The sequence below is a fragment of the Gemmata sp. genome (genome assembly GCF_051859125.1).
In the GTDB taxonomy this organism is placed as follows: Bacteria; Planctomycetota; Planctomycetia; order Gemmatales; family Gemmataceae; genus Gemmata.
The window spans coordinates 88,992-105,418 of sequence record NZ_JBHYGG010000258.1 but is presented as its reverse complement, the minus strand read 5'-3'; the positions used below and the strand labels follow the sequence as shown (position 1 = coordinate 105,418).

At 68.5% G+C, this 16,427-nt stretch carries 16 protein-coding genes and 1 tRNA gene; 12 read left to right on the top strand and 5 right to left on the bottom strand.

Translation table 11 applies throughout. The annotated features are described in order from the left end of the window. Positions 1-60: 60 nt before the first annotated feature. Both ACTIGN_RS24190 and ACTIGN_RS24185 read right to left on the bottom strand, forming a co-directional pair. Positions 61-261 carry a hypothetical protein gene (locus ACTIGN_RS24190; RefSeq protein ID WP_439628665.1) on the bottom strand — a complete coding sequence of 67 codons (201 nt, stop codon included), beginning with the start codon at positions 259-261 and terminating at the stop codon, positions 61-63. 21 nt (positions 262-282) lie between these two features. After that, entirely contained in the window at positions 283-1,962 is a 1,680-nt protein-coding gene (locus tag ACTIGN_RS24185; RefSeq protein ID WP_439628663.1) for an ArnT family glycosyltransferase, read from the bottom strand. Between the two features lie 191 nt (positions 1,963-2,153). Here ACTIGN_RS24185 and ACTIGN_RS24180 point away from each other — a divergent pair, with 191 nt between their 5' ends. From ACTIGN_RS24180 to ACTIGN_RS24140, 9 genes are all read left to right on the top strand, one after another. Further along, entirely contained in the window at positions 2,154-3,641 is a 1,488-nt protein-coding gene (locus ACTIGN_RS24180; protein WP_439628661.1) for an ABC transporter permease, read from the top strand. A 92-nt stretch (positions 3,642-3,733) separates the two neighbouring features. Next, on the top strand, positions 3,734-4,471 hold the full coding sequence (locus ACTIGN_RS24175) for an ABC transporter ATP-binding protein (RefSeq protein WP_439628659.1): 738 nt from the start codon (positions 3,734-3,736) through the stop codon (positions 4,469-4,471). Between the two features lie 69 nt (positions 4,472-4,540). Continuing rightward, a complete protein-coding gene (locus tag ACTIGN_RS24170) occupies positions 4,541-4,801 on the top strand; it encodes a hypothetical protein (RefSeq protein WP_439628657.1) in 261 nt (86 codons plus the stop codon). A 3-nt stretch (positions 4,802-4,804) separates the two neighbouring features. After that, complete coding sequence (locus ACTIGN_RS24165) at positions 4,805-4,954, top strand: hypothetical protein (protein ID WP_439628655.1); 150 nt, start codon at positions 4,805-4,807, stop codon at positions 4,952-4,954. Between the two features lie 258 nt (positions 4,955-5,212). Further along, complete coding sequence (locus ACTIGN_RS24160; RefSeq protein WP_439628653.1) at positions 5,213-6,058, top strand: aminotransferase class IV; 846 nt, start codon at positions 5,213-5,215, stop codon at positions 6,056-6,058. Positions 6,059-6,090: 32 nt separating this feature from the next. Further along, positions 6,091-6,540, top strand: coding sequence for a universal stress protein (locus ACTIGN_RS24155; RefSeq protein ID WP_439628651.1), 450 nt, complete (start codon positions 6,091-6,093; stop codon positions 6,538-6,540). Positions 6,541-6,621: 81 nt separating this feature from the next. Further along, on the top strand, positions 6,622-7,482 hold the full coding sequence (larE, locus tag ACTIGN_RS24150) for an ATP-dependent sacrificial sulfur transferase LarE (RefSeq protein ID WP_439628649.1): 861 nt from the start codon (positions 6,622-6,624) through the stop codon (positions 7,480-7,482). 176 nt (positions 7,483-7,658) lie between these two features. Next, positions 7,659-7,919: a hypothetical protein gene (locus ACTIGN_RS24145; RefSeq protein WP_439628647.1), complete on the top strand. Its 261-nt coding sequence runs from the start codon at positions 7,659-7,661 to the stop codon at positions 7,917-7,919. A 60-nt stretch (positions 7,920-7,979) separates the two neighbouring features. Continuing rightward, positions 7,980-9,083 (top strand): hypothetical protein, encoded by a 1,104-nt coding sequence (locus ACTIGN_RS24140; RefSeq protein ID WP_439628645.1) that lies wholly within the window; start codon positions 7,980-7,982, stop codon positions 9,081-9,083. Positions 9,084-9,472: 389 nt separating this feature from the next. On the opposite strand, the gene ACTIGN_RS24135 is transcribed toward ACTIGN_RS24140, so the two are convergent. Continuing rightward, on the bottom strand, positions 9,473-10,102 hold the full coding sequence (locus ACTIGN_RS24135; RefSeq protein ID WP_439628643.1) for a metallophosphatase domain-containing protein: 630 nt from the start codon (positions 10,100-10,102) through the stop codon (positions 9,473-9,475). A gap of 432 nt (positions 10,103-10,534) precedes the next feature. Next, positions 10,535-10,634, bottom strand: a tRNA-OTHER gene (locus ACTIGN_RS24130). Between the two features lie 109 nt (positions 10,635-10,743). Between ACTIGN_RS24130 and ACTIGN_RS24125 the strand changes: the two genes are divergently transcribed. The 3 genes from ACTIGN_RS24125 to ACTIGN_RS24115 all read left to right on the top strand — a co-directional run bounded on the left by ACTIGN_RS24125 (position 10,744) and on the right by ACTIGN_RS24115 (position 15,572). Further along, positions 10,744-11,901: a tyrosine-type recombinase/integrase gene (locus ACTIGN_RS24125; RefSeq protein ID WP_439628641.1), complete on the top strand. Its 1,158-nt coding sequence runs from the start codon at positions 10,744-10,746 to the stop codon at positions 11,899-11,901. Between the two features lie 814 nt (positions 11,902-12,715). Further along, positions 12,716-14,521, top strand: a complete 1,806-nt coding sequence (locus ACTIGN_RS24120; RefSeq protein ID WP_439628639.1) for a thiol-activated cytolysin family protein — start codon at positions 12,716-12,718, stop codon at positions 14,519-14,521. A 241-nt stretch (positions 14,522-14,762) separates the two neighbouring features. Beyond that, the gene (locus tag ACTIGN_RS24115; RefSeq protein WP_439628637.1) at positions 14,763-15,572 is read left to right on the top strand and encodes a hypothetical protein; all 810 of its coding nucleotides are present in this window, start codon (positions 14,763-14,765) and stop codon (positions 15,570-15,572) included. Between the two features lie 113 nt (positions 15,573-15,685). On the opposite strand, the gene ACTIGN_RS24110 is transcribed toward ACTIGN_RS24115, so the two are convergent. Beyond that, positions 15,686-16,024, bottom strand: a complete 339-nt coding sequence (locus ACTIGN_RS24110; RefSeq protein ID WP_439628635.1) for a helix-turn-helix domain-containing protein — start codon at positions 16,022-16,024, stop codon at positions 15,686-15,688. Positions 16,025-16,427: the final 403 nt, after the last annotated feature.

The following is a 16,427-nucleotide window of genomic DNA, read 5'->3' as shown; positions in this document are numbered from 1 at the left end:
GCGCGTGGGGGTCGCGCACCCCCCTCGCTCGCGGGGGGGGTTCGCCCGGACGGGTATCCGTCACGCAGCGCGGCGCTGGGGCCGGGCACCGCGGGCCGCGGCCCGGCGACCGTTCTGCACCGGCTCGCGGCACACCAGGGTGTGCTTCCCGCACCCCGGGCAGGGCTGCGCCTCGACCGCCTGCCGCTCGTAGTCCGAGTACCCGCCGATCCGGGCCCACTGTACCTCGCACGCCGCGCACGTGACCGTCCAACTCTCCACGACAGCACCTTACCAGTTGAGTTAGTAGAGCGGGCCGGCACCGGGCGGGGCGACGCGGGCGAACCCGCGGAACCCGTGACACACCCACACCGCCCAGCCCGCCACGGGGACACCGTCGGGCGCAAAGACCACCTGCACGGGCGGTTCGACCCACTCGAACGCGGCGGCCACGTCCGACCCGATGTCCCCGACGATCACGAACGTCCGCCCCAGGAACACTTGCGCGTCGGCCGCCGGGTTCGGCCGCCACACGTCGTACTGGCTGTACCGGTCCGACCGGTTCGCCACCCCGATGGCGTACGCCCGCGGGTGCCCGGCGCAGTAGAACCCGAGTTCCCCCGGGAGGGTCCAGTGCGTGCCGGCCAGCACGGGGTCCGACCCCGTCTCGGTCCGCACGCGGGCGCGGACCCCGTCGATCTCGGTCGCCAGCTCCCGCCACCCGGCCATGCGGGCGGTCAGGTCGATGCGGCGGACCGGGAACGGCTCCGCTTCGGTCGGCGGCCCGGAGACGGCGGCGACCGCCGGCCGGAGCGGGCCGGGGAAGTGCTGGGCGGCGATGGCGGCGACCGCCAGGAGCGTCGTGGTGCCCAGGCACGCGGTGGTGAGCCGCGGGCGGGCCGCGAGCTGCTCGCGGGTCCACGCGACGGCCAGCACGATCCCGCCGACGTAGGCCGGGGCCGGCCAGTTCGCCTGGCCCGACTTCACGAAGCTCGCGGCCCCGAAGAACAGCCACACCGGGACCGACGCCCACCACAGGAGCGCGACCGCGGGGTCGGCCCCGCGGACCGGGCGGAACCGCCACCCGGCCGCCGCGAACGCGAACATCCAGAACGCGAACAGCATCCCGAGTTGGCCGATGAAGAACTTGAGGACGCCGCTGCCGGTGTTCGGCCCCTGCACCCCGACCTGCCCGGACACGTGCCGGAACGTGACCCAGTCGTTGGCCGCGTTCCACGCGAGCACCGGCACCCACCCGGCGGCGGTCCCCGTGGCCAGGAGCCAGAACCCGGGCCGGCGGAACTCGCCCCGGTGGTGGGCCAGCAGGAACGCCGCGACGGCAACTGGGAACAGGGCCATCGTGTACTTCGCGAGCACGCCCAGCCCGCACAGCGCGGCGGCGGCGGCCCACCAGCGGGTGCGGCCGGTCTCGACGGCCCGGGCCACGCACACCAGCGCCCACGCCCAGCACACGAGGAACGGCGGGTCGATGGTCATGAGCACCGCCCCGGCCCGCACGAGCGGGAGCGCGGCGGCCGCGAGCACCGCCCCGACGCCCAGCGCCGGGGACCGGAACGCGCGGGCGGCGAGCACGTACCACGCCGCGAGCAGGGCCGCGTGGCACGCCGCGGCCGGGAGCCGCACGGCCGCCGTCAGGTCGCCGGTCGCGGCCACGCTGAGCGGTCCGAACACTTCGCAGCTCGCGCGGACCAGCCACGCGACGAGCGGCCCCTTGCTGTAGTAGCTCCAGTCGAGGTTCCGGGACCAGTCCCAGTAGTGCGCCTCGTCCGCCGAGAGGGCGTGCGGGCTGAGGAGCCACAGGTAGGCGACGGTCGCCGCGGTCGAGGCGGCGCCGACGAGCAGGGCGAGGGCCGGCGCGCGGCGGCCCGGGGCGGGGGTCGCGCCGGCCGGGGCGGGCACGCGGGCGCGGACGAACACCCCGAGGTGCCGCAGGGGCGTCATTCGCGTCAGCGTCGAGGGCATGCCGTGGCCTCCATCCGCGCGGGGCGATTCCGAAGCGGCCCGTCATCGCCTGCCCCGCCCCCGCCGTCAACCCGAACCCGCCGGTCCCGCGCCGCGCCCGCAGTTCGTCTTTTCCTGCCGCCCCGGACGTGCTAGAACCCCGCTCGCCTGCCGAGTCCGGCGTGCGCACACCGAAACGGGGAAGGACTCCCGTGTACAAGCTGCTCCTCTGCGTCCGCTACCTCCAGACCCGATACCTGGCGTTCATCTGCATCGTCAGCGTGATGCTCGGGGTCGCCACCCTCATCGTCGTCAACGCCGTCATGAGCGGGTTCAGCACCAAGCTGAAGGACCGGCTCCACGGCGTGCTGTCCGACGTCATCGTGGACACCGACCGGTCCGACGGGTTCGAGATCACCGACACCCTCGGGAAGCCGCTCGCCCCCGACCAGATCGTCGAGCGGATCATGGCCAGCCCGGCCGGCCCGAAGATCGCCGCGGTCACCCCGACCATCGAGGTGTTCGCGATCCTCCAGTTCAACTTCCGCGGCCAGTCGATGACCAAGCCGGTCCGCCTCATCGGGATCGACCCCGAGGGCCGGGCGTCGGTCGGCGGGTTCGCCGAGTACCTGGTCCGCCAGCACGGGGCCGCGAAGCCGAGCTTCGACCTGACCCCCGAGGCGCTCAAGCAGCACGAGCACAACCGGGAGCGCCGCGAGCGGGCCGACGCGCTCCAGGTGCCGAACGTGCCGGCCCCGAAGGCGCTCGTGCCGGACCCGGCCGCGCTCCCCGAGCCCGACGACGCGGTGATGAAGAAGGACATGCCGGTGGCCAAGCTGCACGGGGCCGTCATCGGGTACACCATCGCCCACTTCCGGTGGCGGAACGAGCAGGGCGAGGTGGTCGAAGAGGCCGCGCTGAAGCAGGGCGACGACGTGACCCTGTTCACCGCCGGCGGCTCGCAGATCGACGGCGGCCGGATTCGGCCGGTGTTCGGCAACTTCCTCGTCACCGACTACCTGAAGACGGAGATGAGCGAGTACGACCAGAGCTTCGTGTACGTCCCGCTCGACGTGCTCCAGCAGCTCCGCACGATGGAGGGCCGGTGCACGGCGTTCCAGATCAAGCTCAAGGACTACGAGGCGGACAAGAAGGACGTGGTCGACGCGCTCCGCGGGATCTTCGACCCGCGGACCGGGGCGCGGGTCGCGACCTGGGAGGAGCACCAGGGCTCGCTCCTCGCCGCCATCGACGTCGAGCGGGGCATCCTGAACCTGCTACTGTTCATGATCGTCGGGGTCGCCGGGTTCAGCATCCTGGCCATCTTCACGATGATCGTGTCCGAGAAGTACCGCGACATCGGCATCCTCAAGTCGCTCGGCGCGAGCAACCACGGGGTCATGAGCATCTTCGTGTGCTACGGGCTGCTGCTCGGCACCGTCGGGTGCGGGCTGGGGACCGCCCTGGGGCTGGCGATCACCGACAACATCAACGAGATCGAGATGTTCCTGACCCGGGTCACGGGCAAGGCGGTGTTCCCGCGGGACGTGTACTACTTCAAGGACATCCCGACCAACGTGGACCCGTGGAACGTGGGCATCGTGAACGTCGGCGCGGTCACCGTCGCGACGCTGTTCAGCCTGCTCCCGGCGTGGCGGGCGGCCCGCCTGCACCCGGTCCGCGCGCTCCGGTTCGAATAGTGCGGGACGCGGAACCCGGCGGCCGGGCCGACGCGCCCGGGCCGGGTTCCTGATTCCGCGTTCCGCCTTCCGCACCCCGCACTGGTGAAGTGATGCTGACCGCTGTGAACCTCTGCAAGGCGTACCGCCGGCACGCCGTCCAGGTGCCCGTACTCAACGGGCTGGACCTGGAGGTGAAGACCGGCGAGTTCCTGAGCATCGTCGGGGCGTCGGGCTCGGGCAAGAGCACGCTCCTGCATTTGCTCGGCACCCTCGACGCGCCGGACTCGGGCCGGATCCTGCTCGACGGGCGGCGGATCGACAACCTCCCGAACCGGGACCGCGACGCGCTGCGGAACCGCACGTTCGGGTACATCTTCCAGTTCTACCACCTGCTCCCCGAGCTCACGACGCTCGACAACGTCCTGATGCCCGCGTACATCGGGCACTCGGTCGTCGGGTGGTGGAAGGCCCGCTCGAAGTGGCGCGCCCGGGCCGTCGAACTGCTCACGAAGGTGGGGCTCGGGCACCGCATGTACCACCGGCCGGGGCAGCTCTCGGGCGGCGAGATGCAGCGGGCCGCGGTCGCCCGGGCGCTGCTCACGAGCCCGCGGGTGCTGCTCGCCGACGAGCCCACCGGGAACCTCGACGCGGCGACCGGCGACGAGATCGTGCGGCTGCTCCGCGACCTGAACCGCGAGAACGGCGTCACCATCGTGATGGTCACCCACAACCTGGACATCGTGACCGCGACCGACCGCGTGGTCCGCATGGTGGGCGGCGTGGTGACGGCCGACACGGGGGCCAAGAAGCCCGCCCCGTTTCACGCACCCCTGCTAGCGGCCGTGTGAGCCTTCCCGCCTGTTCGCGGACCCGGTGCCCGTGCTACGATGGCCCATGAGCAACGGGAGACCCGCACCATGGTGAGCCACGGTACAGTCGTCAACGGGGTCATCGTGCCGGACGGGTCGCCGCCTCCGGACGGGACGCGCGTGGTGTTCGAGGCGGACGTCGCGCACGAGCACCCGCACCCACTGGCGGCTCCTGATCGCGACAAGGAACTGGCGCTGCTCCGGGGGCGCGTCGCCGCGATGCAGGCCGGGGAGCCGGGCGTCCCCCTCGGCGAGGCGATGGCGCGGATGGCGTCTGAGTTAAACCTCCCGCCCTCGGGTGAGGAGTGACCGGTGGCCCGGGACGTTCACCTCCAGCCCGGGGCTTACGACGACATTCGAGCCGTCGTGGCCTTCATCGCCCGGCGGGTGTCGCCGGCCGCGGCGGCACGCTGGCACGCCCGGATTCACGCGGCCATCAGGCGGCTGGAGACGGAAGCCTAGCGGTGGCCCGAGGCCGACGAGGCAATCAGCGTCGGGATCAACCTCCGGATGATGTCGCATGGCAAGCGCCTCCACGTCTACCGGGTGCTGTTCACCTTTGACGACCAAGCCGTACACGTTGTGAGGGTGCGCCACGCCGGCCAGGATCATTTGACAGCGGACGACATTTAATGCGCTCCTGACTGCGAACCCACCGGCAACCACGAACAAATTGCCCCTCTTCCCGATCGCCAACCTCCCATCCCCAACTACCTGCTCATGTCGCTCCTCTGGATCAACGGCACGCTCACCGACAAGGACGCGGCCCGCGTCAGCCCGTTCGACCATGGGTTCCTCTACGGCGACGGCGTCTGGGAGCACCTCCGGGTGTTCGGCGGTCGCGCGTTCAAGGCGCTCGACCACATCAACCAGCTCGTCGCAGCGGCCGAGGTTCTCGGCATTGACGTCCCGCTGTCACCGGGCGAACTCGCGGCCGCCATCGACGCCACGGCGAGGGCCAACAACCGCACCGACGGGTACGTCCGCGTGATCGTCAGCCGCGGGCCGGGGACCATCGGGCCGGACCCCCGCAAGGTCGTGCCGCAGGTGATGATTGTTGCCGAGGAGTACCGCCCGTTCCCCGACGAACTGTACGGCCACGGGCTGCACGCGGTCGTGTTCCCGGTGCCGCTCGACACGGCGCACCCCGCGAACCGCGTCCGCACGCTCGGCCTCCCGCACGCGGTGCTCGCCAAGCGGCACGCGCTCGCGAACGGCTGCCTCGAAGCGATTTCTACCAACCACGCCGGTCACCTCGTCGGCGCGACCGAGGGGTTCCTCTTTCTCGTGAAGGACGGGGCGGTCGTGGTCGCCGGGGATCAGCCGCGGGACGTGACGGGGTACGCCGTTGCCGCACTCGCGGGTGAGAGAGGGCTCGTCGTCGCCGAGTACACCGTGACCGCGGCCGACCTGGACGCATCCGAAGAAGCGTTCATTGCGGGTACGGCGTGCGGGGTGATCGGCCTCGTTCGCGTGGACGGCCGGGACATTGGGACCGGAACCGAGGGGCCGGTGACGCGCGCAATCCGCGCGCGGTACGCCGCCGCGACCCGCGTCCCGGGATAAAATGTCTCCGGGTACGCCCCCGGAGACTCTCCATGCTGCCGATCCGCCGCATCCTCGTGCCGACCGACTTCGGCGAGTGCTCGACCCCGGCCGTCCGGCTCGCCGCCGAACTCGCCGACAAGTTCGGGGCCGAGTTCGTGCTGCTCCACGTCGTGCAGGACCTCGCGCTGGCGATGCCCGACGCGGTGATGCCGACCCCGCTCCCCGGGCCGGACCTGACCCACCTCAGCGACGCCGCGAAGACCGGCCTGGCGAACCTCATCGAGCGCGAGAACCTCGCCCGGCTGAACCCGCGGGTGGAGGTCCGGATCGGGTCGCCGGTCGCCGAGATCGTCGCCGCCGCCGGCGACCTGAAGGCCGACCTGTTGTGCGTCGGCACCCACGGCCGCACCGGGCTCGCCCACCTGATCCTCGGGAGCCAGGCCGAGCGCATCATCCGCGAAGCCCCGTGCCCCGTCGTCACCGTGAAGCCGCAGCACTGACCCCCGCTGGTGGCACGGGCCCCTGGCCCGTGCGAGCCGATCACAGGCCAGAGGCCTGTGCCACCGAACGAACCGCACCCCATGCCGACCACCGAACTCTCCCCCGAACTGGCCGCGAAGCGCGACCGGCTCCTCGCGGCCCTCGCGGAACTGGGCGGCGTCGCGGTCGCGTTCAGCGGCGGCATCGACAGCACCGTCGTCGCGAAGGCCGCGTTCCTCGCGCTCGGCGACCGGGCCGTCGCCGTCACCGCCGACAGCGGCAGCGTCGCACGCGCCGAACTCGAAGACGCGAGGCGGCTCGCGGCCCTCATCGGCATCCGGCACGTCGTCGTCCCGACGCAGGAGTTCGACAACCCCGACTACCTCAAGAACGACGGCACCCGCTGCTACCACTGTAAGACGGAACTGTACTCGACCGTCGAACGCATCCTGCCGGACCTCGGCGTCGACGTGATGGCGAGCGGCGCGAACCTCGACGACCTCGGCGACTACCGCCCCGGGCTCCTCGCGGCCGCCGAGCACGCCGTGCGGCACCCGCTCCAGGTCGCCGGGTTCACCAAGGCCGACGTCCGCGCCCTTGCGTTGCACTGGGAACTGCCGACCTGGGACAAGCCCGCGTCGCCGTGCCTCTCCAGCCGGCTCGCGCCGGGGCTCGCGGTCACGCCGGAACGCACGGCCCGCGTCGAGGCCGCCGAGGTGTTCTTGCGTTCGCTCGGCCTGCGCGAGTGCCGGGTGCGGCACCACGAGGGCGACCTGGCCCGGGTCGAGGTGCCGGCCGCCGAGATCGCCCGGTTCGCCGCCGACCCGGTGCGGACCGAACTGACCCGCGAGTTCCGCCGCCTCGGGTTCAAGTTCGTGACCATCGACCTCGACGGGTTCCGGTCCGGGAGCCTGAACGACCTCGTACCCCTCGAAGTCCGCCGGGTGTATAGTGGACGGTAGCGCCGCCCGAGGTCTTCGCCCTCTCCCCTTGCGGGAGAGGGCAGCGAGGCTCTGCGAGCGGGTGAGGGGTACTGCCTTCCGAGATGAGTAGCTCGCACCCCTCACCCGGCCGCGAAGCGCGGCCACCCTCTCCCGCAAGGGGAGAGGGGAAGAGAAACCGACACGGCGCGACCCCCATGAACCCGCTCCCCGCCCCGCGTGCCCTCGACCAGTTCTTCCACGAGGGCCGCAGCAAGCTCCTCGACCTGGCGGCGATCTTCGACCGCATCGGCCGCGGGGCCGACGCCGCGACGGTCGCCGCCGACCCGCGGCACGAGAAGCTCCGCAAGGCGCTCGACGTGCTCGCGTCCGACGCGCCGAACAAGGCCGAGTTGATCCAGCAACTCTTCTCGCTCGCCTACGACCCCGCCTGGAAGGTGCCGAGCCCGCGATTTTAGTGCGGACGACCGACCGTCACGCGGTACCATAACGGCGATCCCACCAACTGAGGGTTGGCCGTGTCCGTCACGATCATCTGCCCGCACTGCGAGCAGGACTTCCCTCCGGGGAAACTGACGCAGAGCGGGCGGGTCCACTGCGCGGCATGCGACGGGTGGTTCACCCCTACACCCGCACAGGGATCTATGATCGAGGCTGCGCAGTCGCGCGTTTCGGGGCAGGTCATTCAGGAGCGGAGCGACCACCCCGGCGGGGATCAGCGACTCACCCCCGCCCAGTGTGCGCCGGCCCCCACGGCCATTCCGGAATCAGCGAGTGTCCGTGACCACGAAGAGACGGGCGACGCGACAACCCTGGAGGACATCGACAACCCGTGGGTTGAGTTCGGGAGCGCGAGTCGAAGAGTCAAGTTCGGCATCGTCATCGAATTGGCTGCCGGCACCGCGTTCCTGCTCGTCCAGTTGCTGTTTCTGGGTCTCGCCGCCAACCGACCGCCCGACCGGCCCCCGGACGTGAAGTCTACGACCGAGCGGTCGCATATCCCGCTGAGCATGGTCGGCCTGGCTGTCGGCCTCTTGGGGTCGGGGTTGGTTGCGGCCGGTCGGTCGGGTCAGGCGAAGGTCGCTCCCGGGCGAATGGGTGCCGGGTCGCCAGTCGCGGTCGCGTCAGTCGGGTGGATCAGCCTCGTCGCTGCTGCCGCGGCGATTGGGATGTTCGGAGTAGCATTCGGGGCGTCGCCCGCCGGCCCCGCGAACCCGAACTGGGGCCGGTACGCGTGGTTCGCCGCGGGAGGAATGCTGGTCGCGTTCTACACCCGCCTCTACGCCGACATCGGATCGCTGATCCACCTTGGCGTGGTGAGCGGGGTAATGCCCGACCGCCGCTTGCGCGACCGCGTGAGTGTGGTAAACATTGTGTTTCAAGTGTCGTCTGTGTGCTACCTCGTCCTGACATTTGCCGCGCTCTTTACGACGCGGGACGACCTGACGCGAGCAGGCCGCAACCCGGCGCAACGCCCCTTGGCGCACGAGACACCGACTGAGATCGCAGTCCTGTACGCAGCGATATACCTTGCCGTTGTGCTCTACGGCGTGACGAACCTCAGTCTCCATGCGGCCGCCTGCCGCGCCGCGGACGAGTGGGAGCCAGACGTGGACGAGTAACGCCGGGAGCAGATGCCCCGCCCACAGTCCCAGGGAAGGCCACCGGACCGGAACAAGGCGGACCGGTCGCCCGAACGCGGTCGCCGAAAAATTCGCGCGCATCGGTTGACGCCACCGGGTTCGTTGCACACTTACCTGATAAGGCCGCTCGGCCCGTTCGCCGATCACCTCGCGACTCACCCCCCAACCCCCGCGTGCGACGATGGACGCCCTCTCCCGGGCCGGCCTGCGCTGGCTCCGCGCCCAGATCCGCTCCCGCGACGCGGCCACCAGCCGCGGCGCGGTCGCCGTCGCCGCGGCGTTCGCCGACCTCAGGGCCGCCGACCTCGGCCTGGACCTCGACGGGGTTCGAGCGCCAGCCCGTCGGCGACCTGGATCCACTCGCCGCGTCACTCGACCCGCTCCCCCAACTCGACGACCTGCCCCACGCCCTCCCCGAGCTGCGTGCTGGCGTTGACGAAGACGATCCCGTCGTGCTCGGTGCGGCCCGCCGCTTCGTGGATGTGCCCGAACACGTGGAGCCGCGGCTTCACCTCGAACACCCGCTCGAACAGGTCGCGGCACCCGCACAGCTCGCCCGTGCGGTTCCGATCGAGTATCCCCGCCGGCGGCCCGTGCGTGATCAGCACGTCGACGCCGGCCGGGATCTTCGCCCAGACGCGAGCGAGTTCCTCGCCCCGGGGCAGGTTGAACGCCCACCCGCCGAAGTACGGCTGCCACGGGCTCCCGTAGAACGTGACGCCGTCGATCTCGCACCCGGAGTCTTCGAGGTAGATCGCGTTCGTGACGCGGGCGCGGGCCTCGGCCGGGCGCTCCTGGAAGCAGAAGTCGTGGTTCCCGCAGATCACGATCTTGTGGCGGTAGAGGTGGTTTAACGTGCCGAGCCACTCGTTGAAGGACTCCACGTCTTCGAGCTTCCCGCGACGGGTGATGTCACCGGCGTGGACCATCACGTCGCCGGGCGGCATGACGGCGAGGTGGTGCCGGGCGTGGGTGTCGGAGACGCAGACGATCCGCATGGCTGGCCCTCGGAACTGACGGCACCATGATACGCGTTGCGGCCCGCAACCGACGCGGGCCGGGGAGATGACCCCCGGCCCGGGCGTTCGACTCTTCGATCGGCTCGTCCAACTGGCTCGTCACCCGTTCCACCCTTCCAGAGCACCGCCGACAAACCTTCCCTTCGGCCTCAGATCCCGCGCTGCTTCCCGGCGTTCGATGGGTCGAACGCGAACTGCTTGAAGAGGTACCCCGACCGCGCGTCGCGGAGGGGGGCCATAGGGGTGGCTTCCGAAGCTGGTCCTGCGCGCCCTTATCCTAATCTCGCGGCTCCAATTCTTTCACAAGGTGGAGCACAAAAGAAGAAACCCCGGCGTTGCCAGGGCGGAGTTGAGTACGGAATGTGGTAAGGACGATTTCGGCCGGTTCAGAAAACTCTACTGTTCTTCCAGTACACCCGAGAGGATTTGAACCTCTAACCCTCGGTTCCGAAGACCGACGATCGCGGATCAAATCCTAGGAAATCAAGCCTACGCCCATCGCACGGGTTGCCTGCACTGGTACACTTCATGTCGATTTCCTGCACGTAACCTGCACGCTCTGGAGACCCACTATGCCCCGCCCCGCGCGCCCGTGGCACCGCAAGCAGACGGGTTGGTGGATGGTCGAGATGGACGGCCACCAGGTTAAGTTAGTCGAAGGACCCAAGGACGAGAAGCACCGGCTCTCGGCCGAGGAGAAGTTTGCCGAGTTGCGCCGCCTGCGGCGGACCGCCCCGAGCGCTCCGACGGCGCGGACGGCGGACGTTGTCGAGGCGTTCCTCGCCTGGTCCCGCCAGCGACTGTCCGCCGAGACCCACCGGGTCAATCGCTACTACTGTCAACTCTTCGCGGAACACTGTGGCACCGTGCTCGCCCGGGAGATCAAGCCGCACCACGTGACCAGGTGGATCGGTGAAATGATGTCGCCGGAGCGCGTGGAGCGTGAGAAGGAACGCCGGAAGAAGGAGATTGAAACGGGGGCCGTCGAGAAGCGCCTTCAGGGGGGACCGCCCCGGCTCTGGGGCGAGTCTACGGCCCACAACGGGCGGGTCGCGGCGTACCGTGTTTTTTCCTGGGCGAAGGACGAGGGCATCCTGCCCGAGAATCCGCTCGCCGGGATGAAGCGACCGAAACCGGCCCCGCGGCAGCGGGCGATGAGTGACGTCGAGTTCCAAAAGCTCTACGAGAACGCCGGTGGCCCTTTCGCCGACTACCTGTTGGCTCTGCGTGAGACCGGGGCACGGCCGAAGGAGCTGCGCGACCTGACCTGGGACCAAGTGCAGGAGGACCGGTGGGTGCTAACGAAGCACAAGACCGTCCGAAAGGTGGGCAAGGCACGGGTCATCATTCTCTCGTCGGCCATGCGAGCGATGATGGATCGATTGAAGCGGGACGGGCAGGGGCACGTGTTTCTGAATACCGAAGGCGGGCCGTGGTCGATGAACGCCGTCCGCCTCCAGATGAAGCGATTGCGGGATCGGCTCGGGCTGCCGAGTGATTTGTGCGCCTATCTCGCCCGCCACGGGTTCGGCACGCGGGCAATTCTCAACGGCGTTAACCCGGTCGTCGTCGCTGAGCTGATGGGTCACAACTCACTCGACATGATCTCGAAGGTATACGTTCACCTGGCCGACGAGCACGCGCACCTCAAGGCGGCGGTCGAGAAGATTAACTCCACCACGAAGCCGGTTCAGGCAGATCCGCTGGCCTCGCCCAGGCTCCGGGCGAAACCGGTGGATCCGAAAAAGCCCGGCCCGAAGACGAAAGCCGCACAATAGCGAGGCCCCCTCTGCGGTGATCTCCTCGGCTCGCGACCTCAGTGTGCCTGCAACCGCAATCGGCTGGCGTCAGCCGACGCCGTCCTTGCTGATTGAGGGGGCGGGGAACCGGGACCACGGGCCGGAGTCCCACCCAGTGATCTTCAGCACCGACGTCGTGGTGCTGGAGAAGCGGTAGCGATGTCGTTGACGCGACGTCCCCGCCGTGCCAGGAAAGCTGGATGGAACTCGCCTGGCTCGCCGACACCTGCTCACGAGCGGCACCGGCCGCGACCCGACGCCAACACGTTACCGCATCGACAATAAGCAGTTAAGGCCACAGCCACCAACTCGGACAGTCCCTTCGAACGCCTTCACCGGTGAGACCAGCATGAAGAGAGGCCGAGAAAACGAGAGCGAAATTTTAGCGGCCGATCCCGTACCTAAATTTCGGTGCGACGCAGACTTGGCCCGCCGTGCCCACCCGCGGACGTGTGCCAGAAACCCTCTCTTGGTTTGGTGGGTGTGAGTTCGTCGCGTAGAATGTGGCCGAATCCACCAGGAGATGTGCAATGTCTTACGTAGGCCAAGCTAATCCCGTCTGCCTCTGACGGTTCCCGCCGTCACACCGACCACGCAAGTACGCTCTAATTGCCGACCTAAGTTGACGCACCGCGTCCCGACTTAGTGTTACCCCGTACCCGGCTGCACGTTCGCGACGAGGTCGAGGCTCCGCGCGCCTGGTTTCGGGCCACGGTATCGGCGTCTTCGTCTCGAACACGTCCCCGCCAGATACCGAGTCTGGGGTCCTGTACCTCACGAAGGAAGACGTTCCATGCTCACCAAATTTCTGGCCGCGACCGCACTGACCGCTGGGGCGTCGGTCTTGGCTTTGGCTCCCGCCCAAGACGCCCCCGGCTCGCCGCCGAGGCCGAGTGTCACCGACATCAACAAGCGCGCCGAGCGGGACATCGCGATCCGGAAGATCCTGAACGCCACTCCGCTCGACCTGAACGCCCTGAGCGAACTCAGCAAGGCCCAGAAGGAGCTGCCCCCTGTGCCGAAGTCGACCTCGCTGAGGATCGACGAGAACTCCGCCCACTTCCACACGTATGAGACGGTTTCGAACTCGCGGAAGATCGAGAACGCCCTGCTGCTGGCGACGCCACCGGGCCTCCGCGTCGGGTGGCTGGTCGACGCGAACGAGTACGTGAGGACGGGCGAGGCGAGCGACATCGGCGACCTGTCGGGCTACCAGAGCAAGGTGAAGCTCTACTTCCGCCAGCTCTGGCCGTCGACGGCCGGTAAGGACCAGCTGCCGGTGGAGATGGAGGTCGAGCCGACCGTCCCCGCGATGTTCAACGCCCTGAACAAGACGCTCGCGGCCCGCCTCCGGGACGGCAAGCTCGCCATGCCCGTCCAGGGGCTGCAGTTCGAGTTCAAGGAAGCGACCTCGAAGACGGCGATGGCCAAGGAGATCGGGGTGAGTCTCGAGGCCAGCGGCTGGGGCCAGACCCTGGGGGTCAGCTACAGCGAGAAGGGCGAAGAGAAGTCGGAGCACAAGTACCTGTACATGATGATCAAGCAGGACCTGTTCACGATCGGCCTCCAGCGACAGAACATGGGCAGCCTGTTCGACGAGCAGCTCGCCCCGGCGACGATCGGTGAGCTCCTCGGCGAGAAGCGGCTGGGTGTCGTGAACGAGCTGCGGTTCGGCCGCTTCGCCTTCGTCTCGGTCCGCACGACCTCGGACGTGAAGAAGCTCAAGAAGGCGCTGGAGGTGCGCTTCTCGAACGCGGCCGTGAAGGCGTCGGGGAAGCTCGACGAGGAGAGCGAGGCGCTGCTGAACTCGACCTCGTTCACGGTCCTCATCCACGGCGGCTCCCTCCCCAAGGACGATCGGGGGAAGTCGGCCGTGCTGATCGCGAACACGAACGTCGACGTGGCCGTGTCGACCATCAGCGACTTCTTCAACAAGACGCTGATCTTCGACGAGAGCAACATCCCGGTCGAGATCGGCTTCAGCGTTCAAGATGTGGTCACCGCGAAGCAGCTCGGCAAGAACGAGGTGAACAGGCACACGCCGTTCTCGGACACCGAACCCCAGCCGTTCCAGTACCGGCTGGAGTACGTGAAGGCGGAGATCTGCGACCAGGCGGACTCCGGGCTGGGCGAGTTCGTGACCAAGGTGGCGGCGAACGGCAGGTACGACAAAGAGAGCCTGGTGCTGGACGGGCAGTGGGAGTTCGGGGAGGGGCCGCTGGTCCGGGGCCAGCGTACCCACAAGTCCCACGACGTGAACGCGTCCAAGGGCTTCCAGCGGAGCAAGAAGGACCTACGGCTGGAGTTCTTCCAGGGCGAGCAGGACGACGAGGAGGCGGCCAGCACCCCGCAGAAGATGAAGGCCGAGTGGGAGCGGGCGAAGGACGCCGGGATCGACGACTTCATCTACACCGTCAGGGATTACGACCTGGAGGCGATTGTGAAGGAGCAGTTCCAGGCCGGCAAGACGAGCTACTCGGAGACGTTCACGGTCATCAGCCCCCGGCAGAACAAGTTCACCTTCAGGCTCGAAGTGAAGATCCCCTCGAAGCCCGAAGAGGTCGCGAAGAAGCAGGAGGTCAAGGCCGGCGACAAGTAATCGGCCACAGGAGCGAACGGCGGCGGGGGAGTTGGCCCCGCCGCCCTTTTGTCCGGACTCGATCTCCCGGTACGACCTGGAGCCCGACACTCGCAGCCCGAGCACTGACCCGAAATGATTCCGGCCACTGCGTCCGCTCGGCGGGCGACGTGGCGGGGCACGGGGGAAGCGGATCGCGGCGGACCGCCGGCCGTAGCGTTCCGCCCTCTCCGGATTTGTGTGGCTAACCCCAGAGGAACCGATGAGCCGAACACCACTCGTCCTCACCTTCGTCACGATCGCCGCTGCCGGGCTGGCGGCAGCAGAGCCGACGAAGGAGCAACTCGCTGCCGCGGAGAAGCGGTTGGCGGCCTTCCGGAAGGCCACAAGTACCCCCGGGGTTAAGGTCGTCTCGAGCCTGGACGGGGCGAAGGTCGCCTTCGCTGAAGAAGCGAAGGCGTTCGAAGACACCTCTGCGGGGCTAGCGGGTCTGCAGACCGCTGCCGCCAACCTGGCCAAGTGTGCCGCGGACAAGGACCCGAAGAAGCGGGAGGCCGAGGCACGCCGGTTCATGAAGGTGCTCGCCGAGGCGAACCCGAATTCCCGGATCGAACTGGCCGACACGCTGAGCCGCAACATCGGGGCGACCGAGTTCGGCGTCATCGCGGAAGCGACCGACACCAAATTCAAGCTGTCGGCCGCCGAACTGGCGAAAGGTGCCGTGATTCAGCCGCCCCTCGGCAACCTGACCCGGGCCATGACCGATCATGCCAAGCATCTGGGTGCCGTCTCGGGGGACCTGGACCGCATCGCCGCCCGAGCTTCGGGCAACGGGAAAGCGCTGAAAGCCGTCGCGGACAAGATCGACGTGTTCGTGAAGAACGACGGGGCCAAGGACGTCGTCAACAACGATGCCGTGCAGAAGCTGTTCGACGTGGGACTGCTGAAGAAGTACGAGACGCTCGCCGCGGCCGCGGCCGCGGCCTCGAAGCGGACCGGCGAGGCCAGGACAGCCCAAGACGCCCTCAAAAAGGCCGTCGCGGACAACGTCAAATTGCTCGAGGAGAAGTGACGGCCATACGCCGGCTCACGCCCCGCCCCGTGCTGGCGGCTCGGGCCAAGCGGTTACCAGCCGCGGGGCACATCCTCCTGCCGACAACGCTGTACCTCTGCACCGGAAGGCGGTCAGCGCTTCGACCACGCCCTCGCCAGCCGACCCGGATCCAACTCCGAAAAGCCGGAGACCCGGGGAACCGATGCCCGTGAGGTCGACGGGTGATGAGGCTCCCGGGGCAACCCCACCCGGCCCTCGATCCTGAAGGTAGCGAGGAGGGCGTCGAGGTCGGTTGGGGCGATGAGGATCTTTCCTCGGCGACCCTTCGCACCGACGCGGAGGTGTGTAAGCGAACCGTCGGTGCACCAACGGTAGATGAGGCTCACCGACACGTTGACCCGAGCTGCCGCGGCTTTGGGGGACAGCAAACCGCCCCCGGCAGGTGCGCCATCGGAAGTGGCTTGGCCCATGCTCACGCCCCGCAAAAGTACCGGAGCGAGTGCCCCGGTACCCTGTGGCGGATTGTTCAAGGGCTCACTGAATCAGGGACGAACATCGTCCGAACGTCCACTCAGGAGGCCACTTGTGGCGAGCCGGATTCCGCCTCCGAAGTGAACATTTTGAACGCGAAGCCCGCACTTCACGTAGCGTTGGCCGACGCCGGTGTGTACTTTCAACCGCTTCACCTCGTGCCACCCGTGGTGGGGCAAATTGACAGGCGCACGAGGTCGGCGTAAGATTGTCTTCAGCGAGGTTGCGCCTGCAGGGCCGGTTCGAGTCCACACATCTTCTTGGCCAACGGGCACCGCAACTCGACCCACCATATTGCTCTCACACACTCTCTTTACACCCCCGTTTACAGCCGCGGGCAAC

Coding starts and splice junctions, on each gene's coding strand:
- ACTIGN_RS24185 (WP_439628663.1), bottom strand. CDS start 1,962: ATGCCCTCGACGCTGACGCGAATGACGCCCCTGCGGCACCTCGGGGTG.
- ACTIGN_RS24175 (WP_439628659.1), top strand. CDS start 3,734: ATGCTGACCGCTGTGAACCTCTGCAAGGCGTACCGCCGGCACGCCGTC.
- ACTIGN_RS24170 (WP_439628657.1), top strand. CDS start 4,541: ATGGTGAGCCACGGTACAGTCGTCAACGGGGTCATCGTGCCGGACGGG.
- ACTIGN_RS24160 (WP_439628653.1), top strand. CDS start 5,213: ATGTCGCTCCTCTGGATCAACGGCACGCTCACCGACAAGGACGCGGCC.
- ACTIGN_RS24155 (WP_439628651.1), top strand. CDS start 6,091: ATGCTGCCGATCCGCCGCATCCTCGTGCCGACCGACTTCGGCGAGTGC.
- larE (WP_439628649.1), top strand. CDS start 6,622: ATGCCGACCACCGAACTCTCCCCCGAACTGGCCGCGAAGCGCGACCGG.
- ACTIGN_RS24145 (WP_439628647.1), top strand. CDS start 7,659: ATGAACCCGCTCCCCGCCCCGCGTGCCCTCGACCAGTTCTTCCACGAG.
- ACTIGN_RS24135 (WP_439628643.1), bottom strand. CDS start 10,102: ATGCGGATCGTCTGCGTCTCCGACACCCACGCCCGGCACCACCTCGCC.
- ACTIGN_RS24125 (WP_439628641.1), top strand. CDS start 10,744: ATGGTCGAGATGGACGGCCACCAGGTTAAGTTAGTCGAAGGACCCAAG.
- ACTIGN_RS24120 (WP_439628639.1), top strand. CDS start 12,716: ATGCTCACCAAATTTCTGGCCGCGACCGCACTGACCGCTGGGGCGTCG.
- ACTIGN_RS24115 (WP_439628637.1), top strand. CDS start 14,763: ATGAGCCGAACACCACTCGTCCTCACCTTCGTCACGATCGCCGCTGCC.
- ACTIGN_RS24110 (WP_439628635.1), bottom strand. CDS start 16,024: ATGGGCCAAGCCACTTCCGATGGCGCACCTGCCGGGGGCGGTTTGCTG.